17 protein-coding genes are annotated in these 19,204 nt (G+C 55.0%); 10 read left to right on the forward strand and 7 right to left on the reverse strand.

Annotated elements, in window-relative coordinates; translation table 11 throughout:
• The first annotated feature begins 38 nt into the window (after nt 1-38).
• From JJD41_RS00095 to mdh, 5 genes are all read left to right on the forward strand, one after another.
• Nucleotides 39-1,946 carry a response regulator gene (locus tag JJD41_RS00095; protein WP_200664180.1) on the forward strand — a complete coding sequence of 636 codons (1,908 nt, stop codon included), beginning with the start codon at nt 39-41 and terminating at the stop codon, nt 1,944-1,946.
• A 122-nt stretch (nt 1,947-2,068) separates the two neighbouring features.
• Nucleotides 2,069-2,362, forward strand: a complete 294-nt coding sequence (locus tag JJD41_RS00100; protein ID WP_234488438.1) for a photosystem I reaction center subunit IV — start codon at nt 2,069-2,071, stop codon at nt 2,360-2,362.
• 119 nt (nt 2,363-2,481) lie between these two features.
• Nucleotides 2,482-3,345 carry a DNA-formamidopyrimidine glycosylase gene (locus JJD41_RS00105; protein WP_200664181.1) on the forward strand — a complete coding sequence of 288 codons (864 nt, stop codon included), beginning with the start codon at nt 2,482-2,484 and terminating at the stop codon, nt 3,343-3,345.
• A 416-nt stretch (nt 3,346-3,761) separates the two neighbouring features.
• Nucleotides 3,762-3,977 (forward strand): NAD(P)H-quinone oxidoreductase subunit O, encoded by a 216-nt coding sequence (ndhO, locus tag JJD41_RS00110; protein ID WP_168569974.1) that lies wholly within the window; start codon nt 3,762-3,764, stop codon nt 3,975-3,977.
• A 39-nt stretch (nt 3,978-4,016) separates the two neighbouring features.
• Entirely contained in the window at nt 4,017-4,994 is a 978-nt protein-coding gene (gene mdh, locus JJD41_RS00115) for a malate dehydrogenase (protein ID WP_200664182.1), read from the forward strand.
• A gap of 81 nt (nt 4,995-5,075) precedes the next feature.
• Here the strand turns inward: mdh and JJD41_RS00120 are convergent, their stop codons facing one another.
• Both JJD41_RS00120 and JJD41_RS00125 read right to left on the reverse strand, forming a co-directional pair.
• On the reverse strand, nt 5,076-5,282 hold the full coding sequence (locus JJD41_RS00120; protein ID WP_200664183.1) for a hypothetical protein: 207 nt from the start codon (nt 5,280-5,282) through the stop codon (nt 5,076-5,078).
• A 301-nt stretch (nt 5,283-5,583) separates the two neighbouring features.
• The gene (locus tag JJD41_RS00125; RefSeq protein WP_200664184.1) at nt 5,584-5,805 is read right to left on the reverse strand and encodes a hypothetical protein; all 222 of its coding nucleotides are present in this window, start codon (nt 5,803-5,805) and stop codon (nt 5,584-5,586) included.
• 336 nt (nt 5,806-6,141) lie between these two features.
• Here JJD41_RS00125 and JJD41_RS00130 point away from each other — a divergent pair, with 336 nt between their 5' ends.
• A complete protein-coding gene (locus tag JJD41_RS00130) occupies nt 6,142-6,546 on the forward strand; it encodes a tellurite resistance TerB family protein (protein WP_200664185.1) in 405 nt (134 codons plus the stop codon).
• A gap of 138 nt (nt 6,547-6,684) precedes the next feature.
• Nucleotides 6,685-7,575: a mechanosensitive ion channel family protein gene (locus JJD41_RS00135; protein ID WP_234488439.1), complete on the forward strand. Its 891-nt coding sequence runs from the start codon at nt 6,685-6,687 to the stop codon at nt 7,573-7,575.
• Between the two features lie 16 nt (nt 7,576-7,591).
• On the opposite strand, the gene JJD41_RS00140 is transcribed toward JJD41_RS00135, so the two are convergent.
• The 3 genes from JJD41_RS00140 to hslO form a co-directional block, all read right to left on the reverse strand.
• Nucleotides 7,592-9,895 carry an NACHT domain-containing protein gene (locus tag JJD41_RS00140; protein ID WP_200664186.1) on the reverse strand — a complete coding sequence of 768 codons (2,304 nt, stop codon included), beginning with the start codon at nt 9,893-9,895 and terminating at the stop codon, nt 7,592-7,594.
• Nucleotides 9,896-9,968: 73 nt separating this feature from the next.
• Nucleotides 9,969-12,242, reverse strand: a complete 2,274-nt coding sequence (locus JJD41_RS00145) for a chromosome segregation ATPase (RefSeq protein WP_200664187.1) — start codon at nt 12,240-12,242, stop codon at nt 9,969-9,971.
• Between the two features lie 599 nt (nt 12,243-12,841).
• Complete coding sequence (hslO, locus tag JJD41_RS00150) at nt 12,842-13,747, reverse strand: Hsp33 family molecular chaperone HslO (protein WP_200664188.1); 906 nt, start codon at nt 13,745-13,747, stop codon at nt 12,842-12,844.
• A gap of 137 nt (nt 13,748-13,884) precedes the next feature.
• On the opposite strand from hslO, the gene JJD41_RS00155 reads away from it, so the two are divergent.
• Nucleotides 13,885-14,283: a hypothetical protein gene (locus tag JJD41_RS00155; protein ID WP_200664189.1), complete on the forward strand. Its 399-nt coding sequence runs from the start codon at nt 13,885-13,887 to the stop codon at nt 14,281-14,283.
• 25 nt (nt 14,284-14,308) lie between these two features.
• On the opposite strand, the gene JJD41_RS00160 is transcribed toward JJD41_RS00155, so the two are convergent.
• Together JJD41_RS00160 and JJD41_RS00165 are read right to left on the reverse strand one after the other, a co-directional pair.
• Nucleotides 14,309-15,820: a UDP-N-acetylmuramoyl-L-alanyl-D-glutamate--2,6-diaminopimelate ligase gene (locus tag JJD41_RS00160; protein WP_200666910.1), complete on the reverse strand. Its 1,512-nt coding sequence runs from the start codon at nt 15,818-15,820 to the stop codon at nt 14,309-14,311.
• A 132-nt stretch (nt 15,821-15,952) separates the two neighbouring features.
• Nucleotides 15,953-16,237, reverse strand: a complete 285-nt coding sequence (locus tag JJD41_RS00165) for a glutaredoxin family protein (RefSeq protein ID WP_200664190.1) — start codon at nt 16,235-16,237, stop codon at nt 15,953-15,955.
• A 691-nt stretch (nt 16,238-16,928) separates the two neighbouring features.
• Here JJD41_RS00165 and cysH point away from each other — a divergent pair.
• Together cysH and sbcD are read left to right on the forward strand one after the other, a co-directional pair.
• Complete coding sequence (cysH, locus tag JJD41_RS00170) at nt 16,929-17,702, forward strand: phosphoadenosine phosphosulfate reductase (RefSeq protein WP_370583690.1); 774 nt, start codon at nt 16,929-16,931, stop codon at nt 17,700-17,702.
• Nucleotides 17,703-17,811: 109 nt separating this feature from the next.
• A complete protein-coding gene (gene sbcD / locus JJD41_RS00175; RefSeq protein ID WP_200664191.1) occupies nt 17,812-19,116 on the forward strand; it encodes an exonuclease subunit SbcD in 1,305 nt (434 codons plus the stop codon).
• Nucleotides 19,117-19,204: the final 88 nt, after the last annotated feature.

Here is a 19,204-nt window from a genome sequence, read left to right on the forward strand (position 1 = left end):
TAAAGATCTGAAAAAGTGCCTCTTTAAAAATTACTCCAATGGAAAATCAAGCCAGCGAAACCGACTACAAAGCAACCATCTTGGTCGTTGACGATACGCCGGACAACTTGCGCGTGGTATCGGCGATTTTAGTCGATCGGGGATATCAAGTCGGCAAAGCCTTAAACGGACAACTGGCACTGATGGCGTGCAAACATTTATCTCCTGATTTGATTTTACTCGATATCAATATGCCGGAGATGAATGGGTATGAAGTTTGTAAACATTTAAAAAACAATCCCAAAACTCAAGATATTCCGATTATTTTTATTAGCGCTCTCGACGATGTCCTCGATAAAGTGAAAGCTTTTGAAGTCGGCGGCGTCGATTACATTACCAAACCGTTTCAATCCGCCGAAGTGATTTCGCGCGTTGACAGTCATCTGAAGTTGCGATCGCTGCAAATTGCCCTACAAGCACAGAATGACTCTTTAGAACGAGAAATCGAACAGCGCCAAAAAATACAAGAGGCTTTAGAACAGAGTGAAGCGCAAAATCTCGCCCTTCTCAATGCGATTCCGGATCTGATGCTGCGGATTAGTGCGGACGGTATCTTTTTAGATTATCGCATGGCTAAAAATAGCGAAGATGCCAATCAAAACTCCGTGCGGGCCAATCTGTTAACGAGCTTTGCGGCTTCAACGAGTTCACCGGGGGGCGATCGCCCGTCTCCTCCCTATACTCATCCAGAATCCAATCCCCATTTAAAACTGCACGCTTCCCTATTTCCCGAAGTCGATCGCCCCGAACAGCACAATCCTTTCGTCGGTCAAAAACTCACGGATATTTTATCGGAGGATTTGGCCTTTTGGATGATGCACTATACGGAACAAACCCTGATGACTTCGCAAATGCAAGTGGGTGAATTCGTCCAACAAATTGACCGTCGGTGGCACGGTTACGAGGCGCGATTTGTCAAAAGCGGTTCGTCGGAAGTGCTGGCGATCGTGCGCGATATTTCCGAACGCAAACAAGCGGAAGCGGAACGGTTGAAAACGGAAGCGATTTTGCGCGCGCAAAAGCAACAGCTCGAAAAAACGTTATCCGATCTCAAACAAGCTCAAGCGCAACTGATTCAAAGTGAAAAAATGGCGAGTTTGGGGCAACTCGTCGCCGGGATTGCCCACGAAATTAACAATCCGATCAATTTTATTTATGGCAATGTTTCTTATTTAAAACAGTATGTGGTCGAATTACTAGAAGCTTTAGAGTTTTACCAACATGAATTTCAGGGGGGCGATCGCGATGACCGGGGGGACGATCTGGATCTGGACTTTTTGAAAAGCGATACCCAAAAAATTTTACATTCCATGCAAAATGGCGCCGATCGCATCCGCAAAATTGTCACGTCTTTACGTAATTTTGCGCGACTCGACGAAGCGGAAATGAAGTGCGTGGATCTTCACGAAGGGATCGAGAGTAGTTTGGTGCTGGTCAGACACCGATTGCAACGCGAGGCGGGCGATCGCCAAATTCAGGTGATTAGAGAATACGGCGATTTACCCAAAGTTATGTGTTATCCCAGTCAACTGAACGAAGTCTTTTTTAATTTGCTCAATAACGCGATCGATACGATCGAAGAAAAGTTAAAAACCACGACAGGGCCATCCGAGGCGGAGGACGACGATCGCTGTTGGATTCGCATTCGCACGGAAACGACGGCTGACGGTACGGTGACGATTCGGATCGCCGATAGTGGCTTGGGGATTCCGGAGTCGGCGCGATCGCGCTTGTTCGATCCCTTTTTCACGACCAAATCCCCCGGTAGCGGTACGGGATTGGGACTGTCAGTGAGCTATCAAATCGTCGTCCAAAAACACCACGGTCAGATCCTTTGTGATTCGACTCCGGGACGGGGGACGGAGTTTATACTAAAAATACCTATTGCTTCAAGTGAGGACAAATAGGCGATTAAATAAGCGACTCAATGAATACCTCGGCGAGGGTCCGGAGGGGGCGATCGCCTGTTTTGCCATTGGCGGACGACCCTACAGCGACGAAGCGAAGGCGATCCACTTTCACGGTGCAAATGGTAAAGTTAAAAGCAATCGACCATAGAATCTCTGATTCATTCAATTCAAGGGAAAAAGCAATCATGGTTCAACGCGGTTCTAAAGTTCGTATCCTGCGTAAAGAGTCCTACTGGTACAAAGATGTCGGCACTGTCGCATCTGTGGATCAAAGCGGCATTATCTATCCGGTGATCGTTCGCTTTGACAAAGTAAACTACTCTGGGGTCAACACCAACAACTTCGGCATGGAAGAAGTGGTAGAAGTTGAAGCCCCCAAAGCGAAAGGTGGCAAAAAAGCCGCTAAAAAATAAGCGCGCTGGGTCGTTCGCGGCGATCGCGACAAGTCCAGCCGTTGCCTAATTCGGTGGTAGCGCGCTTCGAGCTTGTTGCTGTTAGCCGGACGGCAAGCAGCCCTTCACCTGGATGAACCGTGCCTGAATTACCTGAAGTTGAAACTGTGCGCCGAGGTCTCGAAACAGCGACTCTCGGCGCTTTAATTGTGGGGGGGGAGGTGCACTTAGAACGCACGATCGCCCACCCCGTTTCGGTTGGGGCTTTTTTAGCCGGACTTTCCCACTGCGCGATCGCCGCATGGCAGCGCCGGGGGAAGTATTTGCTCGCTCGTCTGGAAGTGCGCGATCGCCCTTCCGGCGAGAAGGGTGGGGGATGGCTCGGGGTTCACTTACGGATGACGGGACAATTGCTGTGGCTCTCTCCTGACGAACCCCTACAAAAACATACCCGGGTGCGCTTGTTCTTGGACGGCGATCGCGAATTGCGCTTTGTGGATACGCGCAGCTTCGGTCAAATGTGGTGGGTTCCGCCGCAAACCCCCGTGGAGGCGATCGTTAGCGGACTCGCTCAACTCGGTCCCGAACCGCTCTCGGCGGACTTTTCCCCGGATTATCTCTACGAACAACTCCGCCGCCGCCACCGTCCGATCAAAACGGCGTTACTGGATCAGGGGATCCTGGCGGGATTGGGGAATATTTACGCGGACGAATCCCTATTTTTAGCGGGCATCTTACCGATGACGCCCTGTAACGACCTCGATCGCCCTCAAACTCAGCGTCTCTACGAGAGCATCGTTAAAGTGTTGCAAACGGCGATCGCCGCAGGCGGGACGAGTTTCAGCACCTTTCTCAATCTGCACGGGGTCAACGGCAACTATACGGGGGTGGCTTGGGTTTACAAGCGCACCGGAGAACCTTGTCGTCTGTGCGCTACGGCGATCGAGCGGGTTAAATTGGCGGGGCGATCGACCCATTTTTGTCCTCAATGTCAGGGAATTTGAGAGTTTAGATTTTAGAGTTTAGAGTTTAAAGTTTAGAGTTGAGAGGGTCGCCATTTAAAGGCGATGGCGTTGGGAGTTGCCATCGGTAACTCGGGGTTTTGTGTAGTGTTGATTTTATAAAATTATCGGGGCTTCCGCCCCTAGGACCCACCCTCGATCGGAAGGGAGGGCGATCGCCTGTCAAGTATAAAAAATATTTAAAAATATTTAAAACTATTTAGAATTATTGAGAAGTATGGAGGAACTTTGAGGGATTTGAGGAAATCTTGAGAAATGATTTGTAATTTTTTGTAAAGTTAAACAAAGACTGCACGGTTGAGGCAGTCCGTACCCCCTAGCTCCGAGAGAGCGATCGCCTCACCGGGGCGTAAAATAAGGGGGGAATTCAATACCGATCTATCCGCAAAAGATAACTTATGGCCATCAAAAAAGGTTCTTTCGTGCGCGCGATTCGCGAAAAGTTAGACAATAGTGTAGAAGCCAAAGCCAGCGATTCGCGATTTCCGCCTTATATCTTTGAGACCAAGGGGGAAATCCAAGAAATTCGCGACGAGTACGCTTTAATCAAATTCGGCGAAGTCCCGACCCCGAACATTTGGTTGCGGGTCGATCAACTCGAAGAATTCAAATAGCCCCATTCGCTCCTCACATTCTTACCCCATGGTGACATCATGAACTCTACTGCGTTTACGCCTCCAACCTGTCATCGTCCGCGAGTTGCCGTGATTGGTGCCGGACGAGTCGGCAGTACCCTCGCTCAGCGCATCATCGAGAAAAACCTCGCCGATGTCGTGCTGCTCGATGTAGTCGAAGGCTGGCCCCAAGGCATTGCCCTCGATCTGATGGAGGCGCGCGGGGTAGAGCGTCACGATCGCGCGATCGTCGGAACCAACGACTATGCAGACACCGCCAACGCCGATGTAGTGGTGGTCACGGCAGGTCGTCCCCGGCGCCCCGGCATGAACCGAGACGATTTGATCGTCACTAACGCTCAGATCGTCGCCGGAGCCACGGAACAGGCGATCGCGCGATCGCCCAACGCGATCGTCCTGGTCGTCACCAACCCCCTCGACGTGATGACCTATGTCGCCTGGGAAAAAAGCGGATTGCCCGCCCGTCGCGTGGTCGGAATGGCTGGCGTTCTCGATGCGGCTCGGTTTAAAACCTTTATTTCGATGGAATTGGGCGTTTCGATTCGAGAAATTGACGCGATGGTCCTCGGGGATCACGGCCAATTAATGGTTCCCTTACCCCGTTACTGCACCGTCAACGGGATTCCCCTGACCGAACTGATGGACGATCGCGCGATCGATCGTCTGGTCGAACGGACCCGTCACGGGGGGACGGAAATCGTCGAATTGATGAAAACCGCCAGCGCCTATTTTGCCCCGGCGTCTGCCGCCTGCGCGATGGTCGAAGCCATCTTGCGGGACGAATCGCGCATTTTGCCGGGGGCGGCGTATCTCGAAGGCGAGTATGGTTTAAACGATCTGTTCCTCGGGGTTCCGTGTCAGTTGGGTTGTCGCGGGGTGGAAAAGATTGTCGAACTGCAGCTCGACAGTGCCGAACGGGAAGCCTTTGAAGCTTCGGCGAAATCTGTCGCCGCGCGCATCCACAAAGCCAAAGAGCTTTTAAGCGATAAAATCTAGTTGTTGCAACGTCGGCGACGGTCGATCGCTCGGTTCCGAGGATCGGCGGCGAGGACGGGTTCGCGCGATCGATCGCGGAACTCAACTCGCCGACTCTTCGTCGGGAACCAACAGCGCCAGCAAGAACAACGGAACCGCAGCGACAGTTAACAGCACGACAAACACCGTCGCTTGCACCCCAGAAACCACAGCTTTCTTGAACCGCAGTGCCGTTCGCGCGGACTGCTGTGCTACCTCGCGGGAGGGAACGGGTACGGGAAGCCAACTATAGAGCCGTTGAGTTTTCATAATTTGCAGAGGGAATATTTATGGATTTCGCAGTGGCGATCGCCACTTCCGAGTCTTTTTCCTCAGAAGCGATCGCGGAAGTTGCCTGACCTGTTTTCGTTGCCCCCATCTGGTCAGCAAAATTCGGTTTTGAAGATATTTCGACTATATCAGAGGCTCTAGTCCCTATCCCTCAGCCATTGTACGGATTTGTTGCCCGAGCGAGCCTCCGCGATCGCCGCAACGCTTTCCCTTTAAATGGCGATCGCCTCCTTCAAATTTTACCAAAATTGTAGCCGTTCTCATTTGGCGATCGGGTCTGCTAAGATAACTCCGGTCGCGATCGTCCGGGCAACCAGAACCTCGCCGCGTTCGGTTCTCCCCCCTCTGTTGAAATGCGATCGCCCTTGCGTCCGTGGCTTCTGGAATTGTAGTGCAGGTAACCGAACCCTAAATCCCGGGAACGGCGCCGATCGCAAAAGGCTTTTCCTGGGGCGATCGCGGGGTTCATTGTAAATTTAAGAATATTTTTATTTAAAGTCATCTAAATGCGATCGCTTCCCCACGCTAAATCCCGGCTTAACCGGGGAATTACCGGGGATTCCCTCTATATTCGGGGGGATGGAAGCCGATTGCCCCCTCCCCTTCAAAAGTTAAAAATTCCCAACTTTCGCCGGATTAAAATAGAGATCGATGGCATAATAATAAGCTCTTGGGTTAAACTCCTAAAGCGGCTCGAACCCGAGCGGAAAAATCCTCTCTACTCCCTCGTGAGTTTCAAGGGCTTTCCGAGGGCGCGATCGCTGGAAAATCGATAAACTATCGAAAAATCTGCCTCGAACGGAAAAATCAACGCCAGATAAAAACCGAGGATAACAAGATGTTGCAAAAAATCTTAGGTCTTAGGAAAGACAGCGAACGTCAATTTTCCGAAGCAGAAGCGCTCGCGGCGATCGCCGTATCTGCAGTAGCGGCAGATCATTTCTTTGTCGATCGCGAAATGGAAACCCTGTTAACCTTGCTGTCGGAAATGCCCCTCTACCAGCGCTATTCCGAACGGCGGTTGCACCAAATGCTCAATCAACTGCTCGAACGGGTTCAAATCAAAGGGACGATCGCCCTCGTCCGCGAAGCTAAGGACGTATTGCCCCGCGAGTTATATCCCAAAGCCTTTCGGGTGGCGAGCGAAATTGTCTGGGCGGATGGGGTGTTTAACCGCAGAGAACAGGAATTTTTGAACGATCTCCAGCGAATTTTAGAAATTCAGACGGAAACCGCCTCATAACTTCCCGGAGAACCGACGGCGATCGGCAAGGGTTGGCTCGGTCACCTCTATCTCTAGGATGGCGCGCGGATGGGGACTCGCCGGATAAAATGGGTCAGATTCAACCCAGAGATATCCGCGAAAGAAACAGCCGAAGTAATGATTAATGCCTTCCAACCCGTCCAAAACGCCATCGAAAACTTACTGCGCGGTGCCGTCGAGTCCCTCCCTTCGATCTTACTCGCGATCGCGATCCTGTTCGCAACGCGATCGGTCGCCGGGCTCGTGCGCCGCCTCGCTCAAGCGACCGGGGACAAAACGATTAAAAGTCCGTCCCTGCGATCGCTGTTAGTCCAGACCAGTTTTGTTTGTGCCTGGTCCGTGGGCATTCTGATCGCCTCGGTAGCGGCGTTTCCCGACTTGCGCCTCGGCGACATCATCGGTTTACTCGGTCTGAGTTCCGTTGCCATTGGTTTCGCCTTTCAAGATATTTTCAAAAACTTTCTCGCCGGGATTTTATTGCTGCTGCACGAACCCTTTCAACTCGGAGATCAAATTATCGTCGAAGGGTACGAGGGGACCGTGGAAGAAATCTCGATCCGTTCCACTCAGATTCGCACCTATCAGGGGGAACGAATTGTCGTCCCGAACGCGATCGTGTTTACCAATGCGGTTAATGTGTTGACGGCTTTTACCCACCGACGCACGGATTTGGCGATCGGGGTCGATTACAATACGCCTCTGGCGCAAGCGGTGGAGACGTTATTAGATGCGGTGGCGCCTGTGGAGGGCGTCTTGACTCAACCGAAACCCGAGGTCGATATTGTCGGTTTTGGGGACAGTTCGATCGATATGGTGGTGCGCTATTGGACGTTTCCGGAAAAGGCGCAGGTTCGACGCACGCAAACTCAGGTGATGATGGCGCTCAAGACGGCGTGCGATCGCGCCGAGATTAATATTCCCTATCCGATTCGGACTCTTTATTATTTCGATCAAGAGAAATTCGACGACCACTATGCGGTTGCGGCGAATGGCGATCGCGCCGACTAAGGTTTCCCCCAGCCGCTCAATCGCAACAGAGCATTCGCTCTTCGATCACCTTCCAGGTGGTGGGGGTGACGGTTCGCGCTACTTGGTAGCAGCGCACGATCGCCCAATTGGCGCGCAGATAGTCGGCGAGTTCCTGTCGTTGGGGGTCGGAGAGGTCGAGCCACTGGGGATCGCACTCCCAGGCGACGGACCAGCTTTGACGGATGCGATCGCGGAAACCGAAATGAATCTCGGCGGAGTCGTTATCGCTGGGAATGGCCAGTTGGAAGACTTCTAAGCTTTCGATGAGCCGGGATCCGTTCTCGAATAATTGCATTTGTTCGAGTTCGCGGGCCAATATGTTGACGAAGGCCAGATCGCGGACGCGATCGACGGCGACATCCAGATTGCGTTTGAGGGCAAAGTCTACATCGAAGGGGAGTTGGCGGGCGCGATCGCGGGCGAGTTTTTGGGCGAGATCTCGGGTCAGTTCGCGGGCGCCGCGATCGAGGTCTAAGGCGCGATGGCGGGCAAAAGTAAGGTTTCGGGTCAGTTCGCGGGCCGATCTGCGGGCGCGGGAGATCGGGGCGATCGTGTCGAGTTCTAAGAGTTGGGCGAGGTCGAGGGCCGCTTGTACGGCGCGATCGTTCCCGGCGAGCAAGTCGATTTCGCTGCCGAGTTCTCGGGCGGAGTCGGCCATCCGTTCGGCGTTGGGGGGTTTTAAGGTACTGTCGATCGCCAACATCAGAAACAGGGCGGCGGCGCGGCGGGCGCTGGGTTTGTACGGGCCGCGATCGCCGTCGGCGAGGCGATCGCACCATTGGAGCAAGCTTTTGACTTTGCTCGACCTGATGAAGGCGCGCCCTGTGGCTTCCATCAGCAGCAGTAATTTATCCGCCGTCGGTTGGCGAATCCCCGCTAAAAATAAGAAGACCGCTTGCCATTGTTCGCATAGTAAAAACTCGTTGACGGTTTGGGCACTGAGTCGGTGCTGTTGGATGTAGCGAGCGCTGAGATATTCTTGCAAGCTTAAATGGGAAAAGGCGCATTCTTCGGGGTCGAGGTCGTGCAGGATCCCCGACCCAATCCCGATCGCGGCGACCGGATCGATCGCCGTCGGATCCGGGTTGAGTTCCGGCGGGCAATGGTTGCCGATTTCCGAGGGGGAAAACCAAAAGGAATTGGAGACTAAGCCGCGATAGGCGAGTTCGGACAACCAATCGATCGCCCGTTGGCGCGGATTGGCGCAGGGGAGAGGCGCGCCCGCGAACGCTTCGGTTTCGCTCAAGGCGCGATCGAGGAGCAGGTCGATCGCCCGGGCGTACAAAGCGCTGGCGTCGTCGGGTAACTGTTGCGATCGCGCGTAGACCCAGCAGAGTAAGATCGAGCCGAGCGGGGTGCGCGCCAGGTTGCGGGGGGCGCCCCGTTTGAGGCGGTCGAGGTCGTGCCAAAAGGCGCTGCGCCGCGATCGCTCGGTTCCGGTGCGCTCGAACCACAGGGAACTCAAATGGTGGCACTGGCGATCGTCGAGGGGGGCGATCGCTACGGACTGAAACTGTCGGGCGTTGAGATCGAGCAAGCGGGCGATCGCGGCGGGTTCCGGCCAGGTCGGCGCCCCGGGAACGAAGCCGAGACGGTCGCTGGCAATGTAGCGATTTTTGGGATATTGGGCGATCAAGTCTTCAATTTGTGCGATCGTTTCTTGGGCGGTGGCTCCAGCCACTTGACCGACTCCGTCCAGTATAATACATAATCGACCAGCACTTAAAGCTTTGTCGGTCAATTTTTCCGGGGACGGAAAGCCAACCCGGCGAAAGCGTTCGGCAATTTCTTTTTGCAGTTGCAGTTTGGGGTCGGTAAAGCTTTTACACTCGATATAAACGGGGAGATAAGATTGTTTCCAAATCTGCCCGAGTTTGCGACCCGTGAGGGTTTCCACGCCGATGGTTTTCAAAACCGTGGATTTGCCGGAGCCGGACGGACCGAGAACTAACAAATAGGGAATGGCATCGGCCAACTCCAGCGCCGATCGCCCGTCGGGGGATGGCGAAGGTGAGACGAAGCCCTCGTCGCGGTGCCCGGCGAGGACGAGCTGCACGTCGAACTGTCGGGCAGTTAGGGGAACGACGGCATTACAGCCCAAAAAACGGAGGACGCCGTAGCGTCGCAGGAACTGGGCGGCATAGCGGGCGGCGCCGTCGGCGATCGCGTCGGCGGTGGCGCGGTCGAGGGCTTTGGCGATCGCCGTCAACAAGCGGGGGCGACCGTCAAAGAGGATTTCCCGCGCTACTGCCGTCACGTGAGCGCTCGCCTCGGCGATCGGGGAGTCGATGTCCTTCATTGGAAGGGAAAATACGCAGATCTTATCCCGATCCTACGCTACATCGAGTCCGTCTCGGCAGTGGCGAGCGCCCTCAATCGATAAAATCGATCCGGGGTCCGCCGTCGTTGGCGCGATCGGCATTGCGCGGGTTGGCACCGGAGTTAGACGCCGCATTCGTTTCGTCGGCCCGGTTCGGTTCTCCCTCGTCCGTAGGAACGGGTAAGGGATTGGGGGTGGCCGTCGGCGCGGGGGTTTGAGGACTGGGCGTGGCGACGTCGGGTTCGGGAATCGGCGGAGGTGCGAGCAGCAACTGCCAACCTTCAATTTGATTTTGCGCCTGTCGGTACGCCGAGGAATAGTAAGGCACTTTTTGTGCCAGTTGGATCGCCGCTTCGAGATCGTAGACCGATTGTTCTTGAGCGAGATCGAGCAGTCGGCGACTCCAATCGTCGATCGCGGCATCTGCGGAAGCGCGCAAGGGAGAGAGGGTCGAGATTTGGTTGGCGGTATCGATCGCCTCGGTCAACTGGATCGAAGTCACCGCCGCATCGCCAATTTTATAGGCGCGATCGAGTAATTGCCCGTCGCGGATTTGACCTTCCCAGACATCGATCGCCGATTGCGCTTCGCTATAGAGCAAGCGACCGGGAGAAATAGTTTCCGCGATCGAGATCGCCGCTTTGAGATCTCCCCGGTCGGCGGTAGCCCAGGCGCGATCGAGAGTCGGCTGGTCTTCCATGCGTTCGATCTCGTCGGTCCAGGCATCGATTTTCCCTTGGGCTTCGTCGTGCAGCGCCCGATTGCTCGGGATTTTCCGGGCGATCTCGATCGCCGACATCAACGAGGCGCGATCGCCGTAACGGGCCATATCGGTTGCTTTTTGCAAGTAGGGGCGGTCTTCGGTAATTTGGATTTGTTCGTTCCAGCGATCGATCTCCTGTTTCGCTTCCTGCCATTGGGGATTGCCCTGACGCACTAACTGCGCTTCGGCAATGGCGGCGCGCAGATCCCGCACGCTGCCGAGTTGGGCTAAATCCCGCGCCCGTTCTAAATAGCCGACATCTTGAATACTTTGCTGCCACTGGGCGATCGACTGTTGGGCTTCTCGGTATAAGGGGCGATCGGATCCGATTTGCCGAGCTTTGGCGATCGCGTCTTCTAACGATTGCACCGTCGAACGCCATGCCATCCCTTGAGCCCGGGCCAACTCGACAAAATCTTCCGCTTCTTTTTTGACCGAAGTATTGGCGGGCACTTGGCGGGCGATGTAAATCGCATCTTGAGAATTGCGCTCGTCCAAGCGCTGGCGGGCTAAGGCGAGGATTTGCTTCGCCAAATCGTTAATTAAACTGCGCGATTCTTTATAAACTTTACTTTTCGGATCGATCTGCTCGACGATTTTAATCGCTTCGTTGAGGTTGTCGATGCCGCCGCGATCGGCCAAATCCCGCGCTTTATTGAGAATATTGCCGTCTTCGCGGGTGGTTTCGATCAGTTGGGCGAGGGCGTCGTACTGGGTGGTCGCCCAGTAGGTGTTATCGAGGGCGGGTAACTGGCGTAAGTAGCGGTAGGCTTGTCCCCAGTTTTCCTTTTCTAAGGCGGCTTCGGCTTTTTTGTAGAGATCTTCGGCTTCTTTCCAAATCGACTCCCAGCGAGCGATCCGTTCCTCGACCAAGTTCGCGGCGGGGACGTCGGTGGGGATTTGACGGGCGACGGCGATCGCCTCGGATAATTTACCTTGGTTAAAGGTTTCTTCGGCCCGATCGAGCAGTTGAACCGACCATTTTTCGATCTGTCGGTTGATTTCCGGGCGTAAGGGGTGATCCTGGGGCAATTTGTTGAGAATGGCGATCGCGTCGAGCAAGCCGTCCGCATTTTGGCGGTTGGCGGCCCGTTGGGCGCAGTAGAGGCGATCGCCTGCGGAGGACATCATCCCGAAATGCTCGCTACAGTTGGGAATGGCGGGCAGGCGCAACAACATCATCAACGCTCCCGTCCCCAAGCCCCCGCAGACCACCAAGGTCAGCAGCGCCCAAAACGGCCAACTGGTCACCCATTTCATCCACAGGGGACGGGGAGTTTCCGGTTGCGGTCTTCGCGGTCGTCGGGAATTGAGTTTCCCCGGGCGTGCGCTGCTGGAGACTGCCGAGTTTCGTTCCCTCGGCGACAGGGGGGCCGAATCTCTGGGGGAGTGAGAAGCCGCCAGATGGCTCGGCGTTGCGGCGCCGTCCCAGGCCATGTTGGCCGTTCGTTTCGCCAACGCACCTTTGGGCAAATCCGACAATCCCGACCACAAGTCCGGGCGATCGGAATTGGAAGAGCGTGCTGCTTGCCAGCGATCTGGAAGTTCGTGATTGTTAGTCATAGCCTACCGATTAATATCTCGTGCAGCAGCCGCGTTGGCGTCGAGGGCAATCCGTCGTGCGACTGCTCGCGTCTGAGAGGGCAAAATGCTGTCGGGCTTTCTTTCTCCCAGAGCCAAATTCAACGGAGAACGGCAGTCCATATTCGCTGCTTGTTAGCCTCGAGCTTTTGTCTCAGATTTCCCAACCCCTTGCCCGATCTGCGTTTTCCGATGCACTATTTTCCACAATTTTGGTTCTATAGTTTCCTACACCCCTGATTTAGAAATTTCCGGGTTGCGCCATTTCAGCGATGTTGACGACGGCTTTGAGGAGCGATCGAACCGATTAGAACTGGCCGCTCCCCTAGGGGAAAAAGCACTCCGCCCTCAGTATAAAAGGATCGGGAGGAATTCGGAAGGAGCGAGCCGGGTTGGCAGGGGCGATCGCCCCTGCCGTGCCGCCCGGTTTGCAACTCCCCCTTGGCCGCTCCCGCCGCGATCCCGACCCTGAATCCGACCCGATCTCCTTCAAACTCTCCCCTCGTTTGCAATCCTTAAGGGACGGTTCGCGGTTGCGATCGACGCTCGATCGCAACCGCGTTTTTCTGTTTGAGACGATCTCAATTTACCGACGAGTTTGTCTGTAAATCATGAATCAGTTCTGCCAGTTGTTCCTCGGTTGCATTGTAAACTTCGCCACAAAAATGACAGGTCGCTTCCGCACCATTGTCTTTTTCGATCATGTCTTGAAGTTCGGCTTCGCCCAATAATTTCAACGCCCCTAACATGCGCTCGCTGGAACAGCCACAGTGGAAACGCAGCAGTTGCGGTTCCGGCAAAATCTCCAATCCCAAATCGCCGAGCAGTTCTTGCAAGATATCGCTGAGGGATTTACCCGCTTGCAACAAGGGCGTGAATCCGCGCAGTTGACCGACCCGCTTTTCTAAGGTCGCGACGAGTTCTTCATCCCGCGCCGCTTTGGGCATCACTTGCAGCAACAACCCCCCGGAGGCTTCCACCCCTCGGGCGCCGACAAAGACGCCGACGACCAACGCCGATGGGGTTTGTTCCGAGGTGACCAGATAGTTCGCCACGTCGTCGCCAATTTCCCCCGACACCAGTTCGACGGTACTGGAGTAAGGATAGCCGTAGCCCACGTCTCGAATCACGTAGAGATAGCCGTCACCTCCGACCGCTCCCCCCACGTCGAGCTTGCCTCGCTGGTTGGGCGGCAGTTCGACGCCGGGATTGTCTACGTAACCGCGCACGGTGCCGTCGAGTCCCGCATCGACGAGAATCCCGCCTAACGGTCCGTTGCCTTTGACGCGAATGTTGACCCGCGATTGCGGTCGTTTCATGCTCGATGCGAGCAGCAAACCCGAGGACATGGTCCGCCCGAGGGCTGCCGTCGCCACGTAGGATAAATCGTGCCGTTGGCGGGCTTCTTCCGTGAGGCGAGTGGTAATGACCCCCACTGCCCGAATGCCGCCGTCTGCTGCCGTTGCTCTAATTAACCGATCCGCCATGAAGACCTTACAATTCTTAACAGATTTTACTCTTAATTTATCTTAATCATCTTAAAATTGGGCTGATGTTGGGCGATCGCCCGAACCCTCGAACTCCTCTGCCATACTAAAAAAGATCCCCGGGACGGAGTTAAGTCATGTTAGGCAATTTTCAACAAAGCCAATTGAGAATTGAAATCGAAGCCTCCGAAGAGGACATTCGCGAGAGTTTGTTAGATCCGACCCAGTTGGAACGGTGGTTGTGGCCCGCTCGTTTGGACAGGGGTTTACCGGATCGCTTGACTGTCGGGACTAAATTTAAAACCCACATCGGCCCGATCGCGATCGCCCACGAAGTCGAAGTCGCCGACTCCCAAGGATTGCGCTTGTTACTGAGCGAGGGAATCGACGGCTTCCACGAATGGTATTGGGGAGACGGTTGGATTCAGTCCCGTTTGGAAGGGGTTTCCTTACTCCCCCTCAATTTGGGGCAAACGATGAATTTACTGCGCTTGCGCGAGTTTTTGAGCGCCAAACAACGGACCTCACCGCACTGACCCGGCGTAGAACCGATCGCCGATCTCAGCCCGTGGGAAGCGCCGCAAAGCGCTCCGCCAGCGCCAGACGCGCTTGTTCGCGATCGTCGAAATGGATTTTTTCCGTTCCCAAGATTTGGTAGTCTTCATGTCCTTTTCCGGCGATGACGACCCCATCTCCCGGTTGAGCTTGGGCGATCGCCGTGCGGATGGCTTGGGCGCGATCGCCGATCACCAAAGCTTCCACGCTGTCGGGGATTCCGGCGACGATATCTTCTAAAATCCGTTCCGGATCTTCCGTGCGCGGGTTGTCCGAAGTCACCACGACGCGATCGGCTAATTCGGCGGCAATTTTCCCCATCATCGGGCGTTTGGTGCGATCGCGATCGCCGCCGCAACCGAACACGCAAATCAATTGCCCCTCGACAAACGGGCGCGTCGCTTTCAACACGTTTTCCAAACTGTCCGGCGTATGCGCATAATCGACGATCGCCGCAATTTTCTGCTCCGGAGATACGCTCACCCGTTCCATCCGTCCCGGAACTCCCCCAAATTCGGGCAGGACCGCAACCATCGCCCCCAAATCCAAGCCCAAATGCAACCCGGCGGCGATCGCGGCGAGCAAGTTCGCCAAATTGTACTGACCCACTAACGGTAAACTAAACTCGGCCTCGCCCATCGGCGTGTGGATCGTTCCCTTCACTCCGGTCGCCTCGTAACTCAACTCGCTGGCGTACAAATCGGCGGACTCGTCGGTTAAGGAATAACTCCAAACCCGTTCGCCCCCGACCCGTTCGATCAATTGCCGACCGTAGGGGTCGTCGGCGTTAATCACCGCCCGTCCTCGGAGGTATTCCGGCGCGAACAACCGCGCTTTCGCCTCGAAATAATCCTCCATATCTCGGTGAAAATCTAAATGATCTTGGGTCAAGTTGGTGAAAATTCCCACTTCAAAGGGAATTCCCAACACCCGATCTTGGGCCAACGAGTGGGAACTGACTTCCATCACCGCATATTGCGCCCCCGCTTTGACCGCTTCCCCTAACTGCTGGTGCAATTGGGGCGCGAAGGGGGTCGTGTGAATGGCGGTTTGCTCGAACCCGGGCCAGCGCGTGTACAAGGTCCCGAGTAAGGCGGTGGGACGGTTGGCGCGACTTAACAGGAATTCGACTAAATGCGTGGTGGTGGTTTTGCCGTTGGTTCCGGTGATGCCGACGGTGAAGAGCGATCGCGCCGGATTGCCGTAAAATTGGCTGGCGACGGCGGCGCACACTCGGGTCATGTCGGTGGCGGCGATCGGTCGGACTCCCTCCGGGGCTTGGGGATGCACTTTGGCTGCCGCTTCCGTGCTGACGATCGCGGCAACGGCTCCGGCGGCGATCGCGCTCGGCCAAAAATCGCCGCCATCGACGCGGGTCCCGGGCATTCCGATAAATAAATCCCCCGGCTGACAGGCGTGGGAGTTGGTGGTCACTCCCGTAATGTCGCACTCTAGTTGTGCCGGATCGTTGACTTGAATGCGATCGCCGAGACCGACTAATAAATCTTTTAATTTCATCGTTTCAATGACTCCCATTGAGTGAGTACCGAGTGAGTGAGGGCGAGGCTGTTGTCCCCCTGTAAAACTAAGTTTTGAGGCTCTTTTAGCTTGGTGTCCCCCGAGTTTTTAGCGCCGATTTTGAGATTGCGGCTATTGTGAATCCCCACTCGGAAAATATTTCTGTAACATTTGCTTCACTTGTCCGACGCTGGCGCGCGGCGAAGGTCGCGGTAAGGGTTCTTCCCTCGGCCCGTCGGCGCCGTCGATTTCGCGACACAGTACGGGAACTTCATACTGATACGCCTGGAACCATTCCGGGCGGGTGGTGATATCTCGAATTTCGATCGCTAAGGGGAAGTCGTCGATCTGTTCGAGTTTTTCTTGCAGTCCTTCGCATAAGTGGCAGCCGGGTTTGCTATAGAGAATTAATTGCACGATCGTTCTCGGGTCAATGCCGCCCCGATGTAGGTTTTCCCTATTTTACGGGCGATCGCCTGTCGTACTCGCCCACCTCGGGCCGTCTTTGGGACGATCGCTTCCGGGGAAGAACTTTCACCATTTTGTTTGAATCGTGCAATTAATGTTTCTTGATTAAGTTAAGTTAACTTGCGATATTGTCAGGGATTGTAAACGGGCGATCGCTTGAGAAAATGTTCTATTCGATACCTTTTAGCCGTTTAATCCCGGGGCGATCGCCCGCTATCATTCGGGGATTTCAAGGATAAAAAGCACTCGTCAATCTTCTAAAGCGATCGATATATTTTGCAAGGTTAAAATAACTTTTTTGTGGGCAATCTAAAAATAGAGCATCTTCGTGCTTTTTTCAGGGGCGATCGCCGAATTTTCGCGCCAATGTTGCAGCATCAAGCCGTATAATCTTCGCAATGGAACCCGCGCCTTTGGCGCCGCGTCCTCCCTCGGGGAGGCGATCGCGCAGAGCGACCCCCAAAACCCGACCGCGAAACGCCGAAATAAATCCCCGTTTTCTCGGTGGGGAATAAGAAAACCCCCCTAGGGTAAATTTTTTAATCGCTACAACCCTTACCCTACAAGCATTTTTCTACTCCTTTAGAAATAAAAACCGAATTCCCGATCGAGTTATGCGACTTTTGCGCTACGATAGACCTTGGTAAACCCTAAGACTTCATTCAACCTACAAGCGAGTATGGTCTACACCCCAGAAGCACCAGTCGCCACCCGTCAGCAATTCGACATCGACAAACTCAACCAACAGTTTCAATTCGCCCACCCCCGCGAGATCCTCGCCTGGTGTATTGAAAATATCCCCCACGGCTTGGTGCAATCGACCGCTTTCGGTGTAAGCGGCATGGTCATCATGGATTTGCTTTACCGCGACTTGCAACCCCAACGTCCGGTCCCGGTGCTGTTCCTCGATACCTTGCATCACTTCCAAGAAACGTTAGATCTCGTCGAACAATCCCGAAAGCGCTACAACTTAGACCTACACGTCTACAAAGCCTTAGATGCGGATTCGCGCGAAGCCTTCGCCTTGCGTTACGGTGACGAATTATGGCATCGCGCCGTGGATAAGTTCCACTATTTAACCAAGGTCGAACCCCTCGAACGCGGTTTAAAAGATCTCGACACCGTGGCTTGGATCACCGGGCGCCGTCGCGATCAATCCCCCAGCCGCGCCAATATGGGCGTGTTCGAATACGATAAAAAAGGCCGTTTGAAAGTCAATCCCCTGGCGTACTGGACGCGCAATCAAACGTGGGGTTATGTCGTCGAACACGGCGTGCCTTATAACGTCCTGCACGATCGCGGTTATGCCAGCATCGGCGACGAACCGCTTACCACTCCGGTCGCCGCCGGGGAACACGAACGGGCGGGCCGTTGGCGCGGTTCGGCGAAGGTGGAATGCGGCATTCATCTTTAATCCCTTGAAGTGTTGAGATCGAACTGTTGAATCTACAAGGAAGCAGCAGTTAGTCGTCACTGCACGGCGATCGGTGCGACAATGGAGCACGACGGACGGCTAACTGCTTATGAACTCCTCCAAGGCGATTAAAATTCTCCACCTGTCCGATATCCACATGGGAAGTGGGTTTTCCCACGGGCGAGTGAACCCGGAGACGGGAATCAATACGCGATTGGAAGATTTTGTCACGACTTTGAGGCGCTGCATCGATCGCGCGATCGCCGAACCCGTCGATTTAGTTTTATTTGGCGGCGATGCCTTCCCCGATGCCACCCCAGCGCCATTCGTGCAAGAAGCCTTTGCCAGCGAGTTTCGGCGGCTCGTCGATGCCGAAATTCCCACGGTGTTACTGGTGGGCAACCACGACCAGCACTCCCAAGGACAAGGGGGGGCGAGTTTGTGTATTTACCGGACGTTAGGCGTACCGGGCTTTATTGTCGGCGATTCCCTGCGGACGCACTGCTTGGAAACTCGTAGCGGTCCGGTGCAGGTGATTACCTTGCCGTGGCTGACGCGATCGACCCTGATGACGCGCAACGAAACAGAAGGGTTATCGCTGTCCGAGGTCAATCAACTGCTGGTAGAGCGCCTGCGGGTGGCTCTCGAAGGAGAAATCCGGCAATTGGATCCGGAGGTTCCGGTGGTGTTGTTGGCGCATTTAATGAGCGATCGCGCCGAACTCGGGGCCGAACGCTTTCTCGCCGTGGGTAAAGGGTTTACGATTCCCCTGTCCACCCTCAGCCGACCGGATTTCGATTATGTCGCCCTCGGTCACGTCCACCGTCACCAAAATCTCAATCCGAGTAACGATCCCCCGATTGTTTATCCCGGGAGTATCGAACGGGTGGATTTTAGCGAGCAGAATGAGGAAAAAGGTTACGTTCTGGTGGAATTAGCGCGCGGATCGGCTCGGTGGGAGTTCTGTCCCCTCCCGGTGCGTCGCTTCTGTACGATTCGCGTCGATCTGTCGGAGGCTGAAGCGCCACAAGCCGAGTTAGAACGGGCTATCGCCCGTGCTTCCATTGGCGATGCCGTCGTCCGTCTGATCTACCAAATTCCGGGCGATCGCCTCGACGCGATCGACAATCTCGCCTTGCACGACTGCCTCGCCGACGCCCACAGCTACACGATCCAAGCCGAACTCGTCAGCCAATTGGCCCGACCTCGGGTTCCCGAACTCGGCGCCACTGGAGGCATCGACCCCATCGAAGCTTTGCAAACTTATATCGCCACCCGCGACGACCTCAAAGACCTCGAAGCGGATTTGCTCGAAGCCGCACGGGGGTTATTAGCCGCAGAAGATAGCCTTCACCTCGGCGCCTCTTCCGGACGGGCAGAACAAGCGACCAGCTCCCAGTTGCGCTTGCTCTAGGCCGATGGAACGCTCAAACATCGAGAGCTAACAGAATGAACCCCACCCGCCGAGTCACTCTGAAAAGAGGCTGGCACCCAAAACCTCC

Source organism: Oxynema mangrovii CENA135 (genome assembly GCF_016632315.1).
In the GTDB taxonomy this organism is placed as follows: domain Bacteria; phylum Cyanobacteriota; class Cyanobacteriia; order Cyanobacteriales; family Laspinemataceae; genus Oxynema; species Oxynema aestuarii.

Coding starts and splice junctions, on each gene's coding strand:
- JJD41_RS00130 (WP_200664185.1), top strand. CDS start 6,142: ATGTTGCAAAAAATCTTAGGTCTTAGGAAAGACAGCGAACGTCAATTT.
- JJD41_RS00145 (WP_200664187.1), bottom strand. CDS start 12,242: ATGACTAACAATCACGAACTTCCAGATCGCTGGCAAGCAGCACGCTCT.
- sbcD (WP_200664191.1), top strand. CDS start 17,812: ATGAACTCCTCCAAGGCGATTAAAATTCTCCACCTGTCCGATATCCAC.
- mdh (WP_200664182.1), top strand. CDS start 4,017: ATGAACTCTACTGCGTTTACGCCTCCAACCTGTCATCGTCCGCGAGTT.
- JJD41_RS00140 (WP_200664186.1), bottom strand. CDS start 9,895: ATGAAGGACATCGACTCCCCGATCGCCGAGGCGAGCGCTCACGTGACG.
- JJD41_RS00160 (WP_200666910.1), bottom strand. CDS start 15,820: ATGAAATTAAAAGATTTATTAGTCGGTCTCGGCGATCGCATTCAAGTC.
- JJD41_RS00125 (WP_200664184.1), bottom strand. CDS start 5,805: ATGACTTTAAATAAAAATATTCTTAAATTTACAATGAACCCCGCGATC.
- hslO (WP_200664188.1), bottom strand. CDS start 13,747: ATGGCGGATCGGTTAATTAGAGCAACGGCAGCAGACGGCGGCATTCGG.
- JJD41_RS00100 (WP_234488438.1), top strand. CDS start 2,069: ATGGTAAAGTTAAAAGCAATCGACCATAGAATCTCTGATTCATTCAAT.
- JJD41_RS00155 (WP_200664189.1), top strand. CDS start 13,885: ATGTTAGGCAATTTTCAACAAAGCCAATTGAGAATTGAAATCGAAGCC.
- JJD41_RS00120 (WP_200664183.1), bottom strand. CDS start 5,282: ATGAAAACTCAACGGCTCTATAGTTGGCTTCCCGTACCCGTTCCCTCC.
- JJD41_RS00135 (WP_234488439.1), top strand. CDS start 6,685: ATGATTAATGCCTTCCAACCCGTCCAAAACGCCATCGAAAACTTACTG.
- ndhO (WP_168569974.1), top strand. CDS start 3,762: ATGGCCATCAAAAAAGGTTCTTTCGTGCGCGCGATTCGCGAAAAGTTA.
- JJD41_RS00095 (WP_200664180.1), top strand. CDS start 39: ATGGAAAATCAAGCCAGCGAAACCGACTACAAAGCAACCATCTTGGTC.